The organism is Pseudomonas lyxosi, from assembly GCF_047758685.1.
GTDB lineage: Bacteria > Pseudomonadota > Gammaproteobacteria > Pseudomonadales > Pseudomonadaceae > Aquipseudomonas > Aquipseudomonas lyxosi.
The window spans coordinates 2,135,902-2,148,238 of the sequence record NZ_CP180481.1 but is presented as its reverse complement, the minus strand read 5'-3'; the positions used below and the strand labels follow the sequence as shown (position 1 = coordinate 2,148,238).

At 56.6% G+C, this 12,337-nt stretch carries 5 protein-coding genes; 2 read left to right on the top strand and 3 right to left on the bottom strand.

The window, feature by feature from the left end:
• Positions 1-35 precede the first annotated feature (35 nt).
• Positions 36-2,810 (top strand): hybrid sensor histidine kinase/response regulator, encoded by a 2,775-nt coding sequence (locus ACMXYI_RS09955; protein ID WP_415773089.1) that lies wholly within the window; start codon positions 36-38, stop codon positions 2,808-2,810.
• Between the two features lie 22 nt (positions 2,811-2,832).
• Here the strand turns inward: ACMXYI_RS09955 and ACMXYI_RS09950 are convergent, their stop codons facing one another.
• Together ACMXYI_RS09950 and ACMXYI_RS09945 are read right to left on the bottom strand one after the other, a co-directional pair.
• A complete protein-coding gene (locus tag ACMXYI_RS09950) occupies positions 2,833-3,537 on the bottom strand; it encodes a hypothetical protein (RefSeq protein WP_415773088.1) in 705 nt (234 codons plus the stop codon).
• 57 nt (positions 3,538-3,594) lie between these two features.
• Entirely contained in the window at positions 3,595-4,383 is a 789-nt protein-coding gene (locus ACMXYI_RS09945; protein WP_415773087.1) for a hypothetical protein, read from the bottom strand.
• Positions 4,384-4,635: 252 nt separating this feature from the next.
• Between ACMXYI_RS09945 and ACMXYI_RS09940 the strand changes: the two genes are divergently transcribed.
• Entirely contained in the window at positions 4,636-5,232 is a 597-nt protein-coding gene (locus ACMXYI_RS09940; RefSeq protein WP_007937197.1) for a MarC family protein, read from the top strand.
• Here the strand turns inward: ACMXYI_RS09940 and ACMXYI_RS09935 are convergent.
• Complete coding sequence (locus ACMXYI_RS09935; RefSeq protein ID WP_415773086.1) at positions 5,201-12,280, bottom strand: TcdA/TcdB pore-forming domain-containing protein; 7,080 nt, start codon at positions 12,278-12,280, stop codon at positions 5,201-5,203. The genes ACMXYI_RS09940 and ACMXYI_RS09935 overlap by 32 nt on opposite strands.
• Between the last annotated feature and the right edge of the window lie 57 nt (positions 12,281-12,337).

The following is a 12,337-nucleotide window of genomic DNA, read 5'->3' as shown; positions in this document are numbered from 1 at the left end:
TATATTCTGGCATTAACCTACGAAGGGATTTCGCCGTGCGCTGGCTCAGGATTGCCATAGGTTTCACCGTCACTCTGCTGACCTTGCTCTGCATGCTCCCGGCCCAGGCCGCGCAAGGCAGTGGCTGGGCGGTATTGCTCGACGAACAGGGCGACCTGCAGCTCAGCGACATCCGTTCCGCTCGCTACACCAATCAATTCAGCCCCATTGAACTCGACCGCCTCACCGCCGCCGAGCCCGATGGCGCGTTATGGCTGCGTTTCAGACTCGCTCCCGGCAAGCATGAACAGTTGCTGCGGGTGTTCGCTCCCGACCTGTCGCACCTCAATCTGTATGTGCTGGACGGCGACACGCTGATCGAACAATTGAACTCCGGCACCGGCCAGCCCCAGGCTGAACGGCCACTGCCCAGCAGCGACTTCATGTTGCCGCTGCCGCAAAACGAAAAACCTCTCGACGTTTACCTGCGACTGGTCTCCGAACATCAGTTGCGGCCTTACATCACCCTGCAATCGGCGGTCATGACCGCATCCAATCAGAACCAGACGCTGGCCTACGGCCTGCTGTTCGGTTGCCTCGGGATGTTGATCCTGCACAGCCTCGTCCGCTACGCCTATACCCGCTCACGCAGCAGTCTCTGGCTGGCCGGATGCGAAGTATTGTTGATGCTCAGCCTGTTGCTGTTGCTGAATCTGGCAGGGCCTTGGCTGCCGAACTGGCACGCGGTGCAGACACCCGGCGCCTACCTCGCCTTGCTGCTGACGGCGCCGTGCGGCCTGATGTTCGCCTATCGCTTCTTCGCCCCACTCGGCCCGCACCCGCTGAACAAGCTGCTGCTGGGGGACATTCTGTTCATCGTGGTCTGCGGCTTGCTGCTGTTATTCGTCAACACACTGCCGCTGAACATCATGACCTACGCCCTGGTCGCTCTGGCAGGTCTGAGCATGTTGTTCGTCAGCGCCTATCACTGGCAAAAAGGTTATCGCCCGGCGCGCCTGTTCGTCGCGGCGATGGTGGTGTTCAACATTGGCACCCTGATCATGTTGCCGGCACTGCTGGGATTGACCCTGGTCGCACCGCAGGGCCTGATCATGACGCTGCTGGGGTTAATCTGCATCAGCGGCGTGTTGATGAGCATTGCGCTGAGCGAACGTCAGCGCAGCATCACCGAAGACCGTTTCAGCGTCAGCCGCGACCTGGCCGCCAGCAACGCCGAGATCAACGCCAAGGCCGAATTCCTGGCAAAAATCAGCCACGAAATCCGCACCCCGATGAATGGCGTGCTGGGCATGACCGAGCTGTTGCTGGGCACGCCGCTCTCGGTCAAGCAGCGTGACTATGTACAGACCATCCACAGTGCCGGCAACGAACTGCTGACACTGATCAACGAGATTCTCGACATCTCCAAGCTCGAATCCGGGCAGATCGAACTGGACGATGTGCAGTTCGACCTCAACGCACTGATCGAAGACTGCCTTAGCATCTTCCGCGCCAAGGCCGAACAGCAGAACGTCGAGCTGATCAGCTTTATCCAGCCGCAAGTGCCGCGCGTCATCAGCGGTGACCCGACGCGCCTGCGTCAGACCTTGCTGAGTCTGCTGGAAAACGCCCTGAAAAAAACTGACGAAGGCGAAATCCTGATCGTCGTCGCGCTCGATGAGCGCAGCGCCAAACCGCGCTTGCGCATTGCCGTGCAGGACAGCGGCGAGCCGATGGACACCGAAGAACGTGACGCATTGATGCACGCCGAACTGCACAGCAAACACTTCCTCTCGGCCACCCGTCTGGGAGGCAACCTGGGGCTGGTGATCGCCCGTCAGCTGATTCGCTTGATGCAAGGGGAGTTCGGGGTCAAGAGCGGCACCAATCAGGGCAGCACCTTGTGGCTGACCCTGCCGCTGGACCCTGACCGCCTGGAACACCCGACGTCCGACCTCGATGGCCCCCTGCAGGGTGCACGGGTGTTGGTGGTGGACGACAACGACACGTGTCGCAAAGTGCTGGTGCAACAGTGCAGCGCCTGGGGTTTGAATGTGAGTGCCGTAGCCTCCGGCAAGGAAGCGCTGGCGTTACTGCGCACCAAGGCTCACTTGCGCGATTACTTCGATGTGGTCCTGCTGGACCAGAACATGCCCGGCATGACCGGCATGCAACTGGCCGCCAAGATCAAGGAAGACCCGAGCCTGAACCACGACATCCTGCTGATCATGCTCACCGGCATCAGCAATGCGCCGAGCAAGATCATCGCGCGCAACTCCGGGATCAAACGCATCCTCGCCAAACCGGTGGCCGGCTACACCCTCAAGACGACGTTGGCCGACGAGCTGAACCAGCGAAACAAGGGCCTTTCCATCTCGCAGCACCTGCCCGCGGGCCCTACCTTACCGGTTAAGGTGCCAAGTGATTTCCGCATCCTGGTGGCCGAAGACAACAGCATCTCGACCAAAGTGATTCGCGGCATGCTAGGCAAGCTCAACCTGCAACCGGATACCGCCAGCAATGGCGAAGAAGCCTTGCAGGCGATGAAAGCCCAGCGTTATGACCTGGTCCTGATGGACTGCGAAATGCCGATCCTCGACGGCTTCTCCGCGACTCAGCAATTGCGTGCCTGGGAAGTCGGTAATCAGCGGATTCGCACACCGGTGGTGGCGCTGACCGCACACATCCTCGCCGAGCACAAAGAACGTGCCCGCCAGGCCGGGATGGACGGGCATATGGCTAAACCGGTGGAGCTGTCGCAATTGCGTGAATTGATTGAGCACTGGGTGGCTCAGCGTGATCAGCAGAATCGTACGGCCTCGACCTTCTGAGCAGCCCTGTGCTGCGATTCGATCAAACGCCCCAAGAGCCGTCGGTCAGGCTCAACTTCGCAACATTTGCGTCAAGCTTTTCCCGGACCTTCAAGGCGATAGAATTACGCGCAAGACCGTAGTGTTTTTCGTCCAGATTGGCTCGGGCGTAACGCATGCTGACAATGCCTTTCACATCTTCGGCCTGGTACAGCTGTACCAAAGGATTGGGACTTATGTCCAGATGGGTCTTGAACTCCAAGTACACACTTGAGAACGAGGTTGGCGTTCGCGCCAGAATCACCAGCAGACGCACAACTTTGGGCGGCGCAGGTACTTCAGTCGATTCATCTGCGGACATTTTTTGCACGTGACTGCGCAGCAAGCTGATTGCAGGTTCAGTGCCCGACACACTCGCCACCCGTGCCAAAGTTGCGGCAGCAGCTTGCCCTTCGCCTGAAGCACCTTTGGACATCGCAGCGGTAACCCATTCGATCGCAGACTCGCCGCTGTTTTCGGCGATGAGCCTTTCCTCTCGCGCCTTTGTTTGCCGCAGCCAGAAGTCATCTAAAACTTTCACATAAGCGCTGTACCAATTAACCTCTGGATCTTTTTCAACCGCTTTATTGGCAACCAATTGCGCCAGCAACACCGAATTGAGCAAATCATCATGAGCTGCCAACCCATCAGATTCGGGAACAATAACGATAGCCCCACCTACGACCGACACTGAATAATCGCAACTCATATCCGTTCCTCGCTCACAAAGAAGGGCAGCCGATATTCGACTGCCCTTCCAGATTAATTAGATGTCATAGTCAGCAATTTTGCCGGCATGGGCGATAAGTTTATCTGCAATTGTTTTTCGAGTGCCTTGGGCGACCGTATCATTTTTCTCAAATACCGTCTCACCGCGATACAGTTTCACACTACGAGTATCCACATCCACAAACAGCACTTTGGTCGACGTGTTCCTGCGTAAAAACCGCACCGCACCGAGGGCCAAAGTGGCTACGCCATTATGTTCAGTGCACGCACCGGCCGCTATTCCGCCTACGCCATGCGCCAACAGATTTCGCTCATAAACTGTCAGTGCCGTATCGCGCTTTTGCAGGGCAGCAATCGCCTCTCCCGCCACTTTCAGCATCAAGGCAGTAGTCGGACCAGGCAGCGCAACGCCGGCGACCACCGAGCCAAGAATCTCCAACACCAGTTTGTCCATGCGGACACTGGTTCCGCTGATGTGCAAGTCGTTGTAGTACTTGCTGACAGGCGCCCAGCCCGCCTTGGTCATGACTTCCCGAAACAGCTCATACCACTCTTTACCCTGATAGTCCTCTGGAAATTTTTTGTTCGCTACAAGGCTCGCATAGAGAAAAGCATTCTGCGCATCCGACCGGTTCTCACCACTAAGGCCACTGCTGAAGGACAACACACCTTCGCCCACGATAGAGGCTTTCGACGGTTCTTCAATCTTGTCACCCACCGTCAACATACTACGAGGGCGAATAATCACCCCATCATCCAGCTCATATTCCTGCAGACTTTTAACACAGGCGGTAACATACTGATCACTAACTACTTGGTTATTCATAACGCATTCCTTATTTACACTCAATCAAGCTCCTCATGAACTTGCGAGAAAAACAATAACCAAACTATTTAACACTAGCAAACCAAACATGTAACATCATATCCGCCACCCCACAACAACCAATACTCCATACTTAGTTTAGAACACGCAAATAAAGATAACTAACCAACAGATCTTTGAAACCCGATACCCACACGCAATGGATCGACTGATAGACTTCGCCTCACCTCTCTCTTGATGCGAGCCGAAACCATGCTCCACGTGTTGTTCAGCGTTTACCTGAAGATGCTGGTGCTCTACAGCCCGTTCTTCGTATTGTCCTGCTTCATCAGTCTGACCCGCGGTTATTCGCGCAAGGAGCAACGTCGACTGGCCTGGAAAGTGGCGACAGCCACGCTGGTCTCCAGCGTCTTGCTGTACCTGTTCGGGCGGGTGATTTTCAGTGTCTTCGGCATCACCGTGGACGCGTTCCGCATTGGCGCCGGCAGTGTGTTGTTCATCTCGGCGCTGGGCATGGCCCAAGGCAAGTCGGCGGTGCAGACCGACAACGTGCAGCAGGACGTGACCATCGTCCCGCTGACGATTCCCCTGACGGTCGGCCCTGGCACCATCGGCGCCTTGCTGGTGATGGGCGTGAGTCAGCCTCATTGGGACGACAAACTCACGGCCATACTCAGTATTGCCCTGGCCAGTTTCACGGTTGGCGTAGTGCTTTATCTGTCCAACCGTATCGAGCGGATTCTCGGTGACCAGGGCTTGCAGATCGTCAGCCGGTTGATGGGGTTGTTCGTCTGCGCACTGGCGGCGCAGATCATCTTTACCGGGGTGAAGGGCTATCTGGTTCCGTGACGCCCACCTTCGTCATTAGCGCGGCGAGCTGCCTGTCCTCGCCATCGATGGCCAGTGCCTGCACTAGCTGATCAAGGGTTACGGTCATTGTGGTGCCATGAACCTGAAGACTCAGGCTTACCGCGTTGCGCGCGGTCAAATCGTCGGAGTGATCGCGCAAGATCAGGCTGTGCCCGGTATTCGGGTCGGTGAACACCAACTGCCTTTCAACCAGTCTGACCCGCCAATCATCCTGCGCGCCGGCATCCAGAATCAATGTGCCAGGTATCAGTGACTCAGCGCTCAACAAACGACGACAATCAACCACAATGCATTCAAGCCGCTGCCAGACCGTGCTCGATACACTGCAGCTGATCGCTCCGGGCCCATAACTCAAGATCAACTGGGTAACGCCGTCAGGTATCAACGGCATAACGTCATTGAGCTCACCCTGAAACTCCAGCATCAACACCTCGGCTTCACGACGTGCAACGCTGTTCTCCAGCCATACATCCATCGTATCGCTGTAAGTCAGTTGGTTGGGCGTTTCATGTAACAAGGCATCTATGTGTCGAACACCCAGCAGTCGGGTTTCAAGGCCCGTAAAGACAGCACCCACCACACTATCGATGCCCTCGACGTACCATCGGTAATCCGAGTAATCGCCAACCGATACAAATGCTTCGTGGGGATGCTTGCTCACCAGCGCCTTCAACGCTTGCCCCACCCCCTCATCGTAAGGGTCTTTCGTACCCTGTTGCGCCAGAACCCAGTCTTCCGTGACACCGACAATACGTGCCGGTTCACCGAACATCATCTCGAGTTCAATCCCTTCAAGCGTTCGCCCTCGCAGACCGGCGCCATGTGTCCATACCTGCGCAAAAGACCATTCGGGCCAGACCTTTTGTGGCACAGGCAACAGGCCCTGCCGCAGAAGCTGCAGACCATTACCAAAGAGTGTCGGTAGTTTTTCAGGATCAACGAACGATTGGCGGTAAAGTTGCCCAACGGAAACATCCAGCAGCCAACCCGCCTCCTCATCTGGCGACGTTGCTACCAACTGCACTACCTTGCCGGGGCCCACATCAGCAATCAGCAATCGATGGTCGACGTACCAGGCACACAGTTTTTCATCCCGTATGCCGTTACCCAGACCAAGGATCGAAAAGCCCGACGCTTGATGCACCTTCGCAAGCTTCTCAACGTCGGTCCAAAAAAAGCCAAGGCCCAACGGCCCTCTGGCATCCTCCAGCCAGTCTTCGGTGACTCCGGCCAGCTGCGACTGCCCTTGCTCGTTAATATGGAAATACAGCCCTTCACTGGTCAACGCAACGTAGCGTTTTTCATTGGCGATGACTTCGATCACCCCCCAGGGCACGACAAGCTCAGCCTGGGCATCCACACCGGTGACGGTCACCCCGATCTTCTGGCGATAGAGGGTGCGATTGCGCTTGTCAAAGAACAGGACGGTATCGCCCGTGCTGCTCGCGGGTGTCAGCAACATCGGGCTGACCGCAACGGCCTGATCCATCTGCGGCACATTGGGACGAATCAGCAGGGCATCGGCAGTACGGAGCCAAGTGCTGAGCGGATCCTCTCTGCCCTGGGTCAAAGGTGTTATCGAGACAAACGCCGCTGGCTGATAATTCACGATTTTCTCTGGGGTCAAAGGCCAAAAAAGTGTCGAGTCCCTGAGCAACGGTTCGTATTCCCACAAGAAGTCCGACCACCACGGCATGTAGTCCTTGAGCAGCAGGTCTTGCTGACGTTCGGTCAGATGACCTGCAATCGCCAGCAGCAAGACTTCGTCTTCACCCAACAGGTAGACCACCTTGACTTCAGGCCCAGTGCGCTGGGTTACTTGCTGGACAATCCGAATGCCCCCCTGCCCCAGGACCTGGAACGCCGAAATCCTCGAACCGGGCAGCGGATCCATCAGCCTATAGAATCGATTGACCTGCCCGGTGACCACGTCACAGCGCCAGACTAGCGCTCCCTGGTCGTAATAAAAATACGCCTGCCCATCAATAACCGCGCCCAGCCTGACATGGCTCGCCAGTTCTTGTGGGACTTCGCGAGTGTAGATAAAACGATCACGGGCCTGCTCATAAAAAGCCGTGGTGAGTTGTGGTTCTTGTGGGCCTGCGAACGGAATCGGGAAATTCTGTACCGCTGTGAACGGGCTGGCCAAACGATTGGCGCGGGCCAGGTTCCTGACTCGGGTCGGGATCATCGTCGGGTCGACAGTCGGATCGTTCTCCAGTTCTTCGAGCAGCAACTGCTTTTTCGCCCAGTTGACTCGAAACACGTTTTTCGAAGTCTGGATAACCACTTCAGCCGTACCAATGACGTGAACGTCGACAGTCCCCACCTTCAAAAGGCCTTCGCCGACAACGATATCCTCTTCGCTCAACCAGAGCGCACGCAGCGTCCAGGCCATGGGGCGAGCCTTCGGTGCCAGTGACAGATAGACCGATCGCACGCCCGGAACGAGTACCAACGCGCAATGACCACCCACCCCTTGAATACTGTAGGACAGCTTGCCGTGCAACGTCTTGGGAAGCTCGGGCACCAGCAACAATCGCGGCTCCTCATCCAGCAAGACACCGATCGACGTCTTGTCTTCTATCGGATTCAAGTTGTGCATGATGTATTCGGTGGGGAACTTGTAAAAGGTAAACCAGAACTGGCGATTGCCTGCTGCGTCGTACTCCAGCTTCAGCGCAGTTTCAAGATTCTCGGTACGCGTGGTCGAAAACGGCAGGGCCGAGTAATCGAAACCGAACCAGGTGTTGGCCACACACGGCAGGACAATGGCCTGAATGGTCGTCAAATCGCCAATAGCCGCATGCTCCGGCACCTCGAGGTGTTGTCGAATGTTGATAGCTTTCGAACGATCAAGGTTGTGACTCGGCGGGTGCAGCGTGGAGGTGTCGGCCGATAAAATTTCCTGACTACCGAACGTCAGTCGCTTGTTGCGCAAATCAATCTCGCGGATGAGCGCATAAGGATCCGGATAAAACACGCCCTCCCTGATCGAGTGACCACCCGAGCGATACGCCTCATCGACGCGGTTCAGATACATACCGATCCGCCGTCCTCGCTCCAATGTGCCGTTGAACCCTTCGACCAGCGCGCCCACGCCAATGGCCAACCCGCCCAGAATCACACCGGCTCCGCCAAGAAACGCAGCTGCCGTACTGGCACCTGCCAGGCCGGCGCCTATGCCGGCCACAGACGTTACCAACCCCGCCGCATTGAACGCCAACTGCGTGCCGTATTGCGCCTGTTGCAGATCGTCCTTGGCATTGGCCAGCAGGTAGATATCGAAACCCAGCGTGGCCAGTTGCAACACCGTGGCCAAACCATCCCTGGCAATATGTCCCAGCGCATTGACCACGATCGAGAAGGTGGTCCGGGCCACCAGTCGTGCGTCGTTTAGCGCCACCCTGAACAGTTTGACCAGATCCGCGATGTCGACCAGATTGCCATGGGCCAGTTGCGCGTAAGTGAGGTAACCGTGCATTCGCACGGCAGTCGTCAGGCTCCGGTCTTCATTGATGTTGCTGGTTTGCTCATGGGACTGGAGCGCCACCAGCAGCGCCTGAACCGTAAAAGCCGCGTTCAAGGTATGCACGGCGCTGACATCGGTCGGGTCGACCTTGCCCGGTATGGACGGCTTGACCGACAGCGTCTGGAAGGTCTCCGTCAGGTAGGAGCGGATCCGCGACAGAACACCGTCAGTGCTTGACACCCTGACGGTGCGCGTGGGGTCCTTGAGATTGACCAGGCTGATTTCATAGTTGCCACCCGGTACCTCTCGCACACTGTCGAACACCGGAACAAAGTCTCGCCCAAGGTGACTTTCCGTGTGGAGGCGATCAGTGCTGTGCTGAATCTGCTGCGCCCAGTGGCGGGCGTCCAGTTCACTCAGCCCACGCCCCAGTCGGGCATTTTCCGACAATGAACGGGCCCGCAACGCGGCGTAGTGTTCCCATGGCGCCACCGTTACACCGGTGCTGATCGGATCATGCCTCAGCAAACCTGACACATTGATCTGCGACGGCAGTGTCAGATCGGCGATACGTGGGCCATTGAGGTCGACGACGTTGAACGTCGCTTCCGTCAGGTGACTGAACTCATAGAGCTTGGCCAGCTCAGGGCTGCTCAGAAACCGCTCCAGACCACGGTGCAGGTCCTGCGCCCGTTCAAATCCGAAGACACCGAAATTCGGATCGTAGAAGCGGTAGGTACTCGACTCGCCATTGACGACTTTTGCCACCAACAGGGAATGGCTTTCGGTGTTGAGCATCAAGGTACTGGTGGCAGTCCTGGCTTCCAGTGTCTGCATGACCTGATTCAGCCGGGATGCCCCTAATAAAGTGCCCGAGCGCGCCATTGGCACGGTTCGCAGCTCATCGAGGGTCCGCAGAAAAGCATGGGATTCATTGGCGTCGGGTGCGAGGTTGGCATTGGCCAACCTGCCGCTCAAAGCGTCCACGGCCGCGGGGCCTTTTTCGATGGCCGCCGCCATGGTCAACACCAGTGGATAACAGCGCCTTCCCGGATCGCCTTCACCCCTGACCAGTAACCCCTGAGGCATCAACCTCCCCGTCGAAGCGCCTTGCGCGATGAAGGTTTCCAGCACCGTAGCGCTGCGCTGGAAGATGTGGTGGCGCAGTTCGTATTGGGCCTGAAACCTGATGCGGGCCATGTGCTCGCCCCATTGGCGCAAGGTCAAGGGCTTCTCGAACGCAAGTGCCTTGAGCACCTGAGCGCTGTTCTTCGATGGCTCAACCGTTGCCTGGGCCGCTGCAAACCCGGCTTCGAATGCAGGATTCCTGTGGGCGAGCAAGGCCTGCTCGATGGCCATATAACGCTGGGTGAAACCGAGGTCGGCGGTGCTCTGCGCGAGGGTTCGGGTGTGCTGCCAGGCACCGTCGAATCCGGCATTATCCAGCGACTGCGCGCCGAACAGCCCGCCGAGCAACACCCGATGCAGCGGGCTCAACTGATCAAGTGGCAGAGAGCCGTGGCCAATGCGAACGATCATTTCATTCAGATTGCCGATCGGCTCAAAACCGTGTGAGACCGGAAGTTCGACACGGGCTTGCGCCAGGATCCGCTGACGCTCATCGAAGCTCAGGGACCAACGCTTATCGAAGCTCAGGTCGCCGCTGAGTTTTTCGTTCATGGCCCGGATGAAGGGGTCTCCCAGATCATTCACCAATTGCTGCAAGATGTCGGTCTGTAAAACCGGCCGGCCTTCAATCACAGGCCAACCCTTTTCAAACGTCATGAGCTGACCTTTAAGCAGCTCAGTGATGTTGCCTTTGAAGTGGGCCTTATAGCCGCCCTGGCTCGCTTTGGTTGTTTCAAGCTCGAACCAGGCAGCCTCAGTCCTGGCATTGTCTTTCCAGCTGTGATGGGTTTCTTCTTCGGTGGCGAGGTTAAAGCCGTCGAACAGGTCAACCTTGTCGCTGATCAATTGGCGGCTTTCAAGCAGCGCATGGTCTTCGACAAAGTCACTCAAACCGCTGGATACCGCCGTCGGCCCGCTCATCGCAATGGCCGATTGGGCACCGAATTTGATGCCATCGGCATCATAGTCATTGATCGCCTGCAAAAAACTGTTGAGGCTTTGCAGATTCGCCTTCCAGCTTGAAATCGGACCGTGTTGTTTCTCCAGCTCCCGGATAATCAGATCGGGAAATGCCTGGCGATCCTGAAGCGATACATTGCTGCTCAAGGCCTGCGCAACTACCCGGTCCAGGAACTGATAGTTGCTGCGGATTTTTTCCATAACGGCGGCGAGTTGCGCAGAACCCGCATGACCGCTCAACAGGGCATTGGATAATCCGTTGAATGGCGTCTTGATTTGATTCGTCATCGACTCAGGCGTGTTTTTATTACCGACACGCAGACCGTTCGACGCAACCATGACGTCATTGAACGGGGCAAAAATATCGCGGAGGGACGGCATGCTTTTGGCAAATGCTGTTATAGCCTCTCTGTGTTGTTCAGGCACCCTGGGGCGAAAATCCGCATAGGCCTGCCCCCGATTCGGAAGGATTGTCGGGTTGTGATCAAACAATACCTGCATCACACCTATACGTTCTTCAGCACTGAAGGCGGCGAGATCCACACCACCAAGCACTTTATGCAGAGACGGCAGCAAATCAGCATCAAGATAGGTTCCACTCTCGAGATTCACAGCCTGTAAACGCGTGATATCGGACGCAGCCGCCAGGTTGGTACGAAAAGAGATTTCACGCTCATAAATATCGAACAACGGTTGATCGATAAGCTCTGCGCGTATGTCTCGATGGGCAATTTCCACGCGCTGCAGAGATTGAAGATTGCGGGCCTTGAGCGCCTTGAGCGCACCTTCATCCTGGCCATAGGCACTGACTAAAAGATCAATCCGCGCCTGATCGGCGCTCCCGCCCGCCTGGGTGACAGTCTGGATATGATCGAACATCTGCTGTCGCAACACTCGAGTTCGCTCGATGTAACGACGAGCCAGTGCAGCAGGCGTATCGACTGCGCCTTGCGGAGCAGAAATCGTCCCCAGCGCTTTGGCTGACTCGACGATAATGCGATTGGTCTCATGGGCCAGCAAAGCATCGCTGTCATACCACAGGTTGAGGCTATAACCCTGCGGGGCAAGCATTTGCCGCCAGACATTGATGTAGTCTCCCTGAATAGCGCCAATGCCGCCGCCCACCCAGACAAAGTGCAACTTTTTGGGGACGGGTTTGGCAGTATTCAGTAGTTCGACAGTTGTACTCAAACGCAGGAAATAGTTCGTCAATTTACCCCGAACTTTTTTCAGCGCGGCAGCCGACCCTTTCGGGTTTATTGATTCGAGCGCTTCCTTCAACAGACTTATTGGCGTCAGTTGGGCGTCTAGACTCGACGCTTCGGTGGCTCCGACGAAGTAACGGGTGATCGCTGCGTGCTCCGGCAGTCCTTGGAAGTCGCTCAACGCAAACTCCAACTCGCGGCGATCAAACGGCATGGAAAAAGTGTCAGTCTGATTTGGTGTTTCGGCAGGTGTACTTTGCATTTTCATATCCTTATGAAAAAAGCCGACAGCCACAGACACATCGAACAGGCTCAATGT

What these genes read in the sequence shown, in the direction of transcription:
- ACMXYI_RS09935 (WP_415773086.1), bottom strand. Translation starts at nt 12,280, where the DNA reads ATGCAAAGTACACCTGCCGAAACACCAAATCAGACTGACACTTTTTCC.
- ACMXYI_RS09950 (WP_415773088.1), bottom strand. Translation starts at nt 3,537, where the DNA reads ATGAGTTGCGATTATTCAGTGTCGGTCGTAGGTGGGGCTATCGTTATT.
- ACMXYI_RS09945 (WP_415773087.1), bottom strand. Translation starts at nt 4,383, where the DNA reads ATGAATAACCAAGTAGTTAGTGATCAGTATGTTACCGCCTGTGTTAAA.
- ACMXYI_RS09940 (WP_007937197.1), top strand. Translation starts at nt 4,636, where the DNA reads ATGCTCCACGTGTTGTTCAGCGTTTACCTGAAGATGCTGGTGCTCTAC.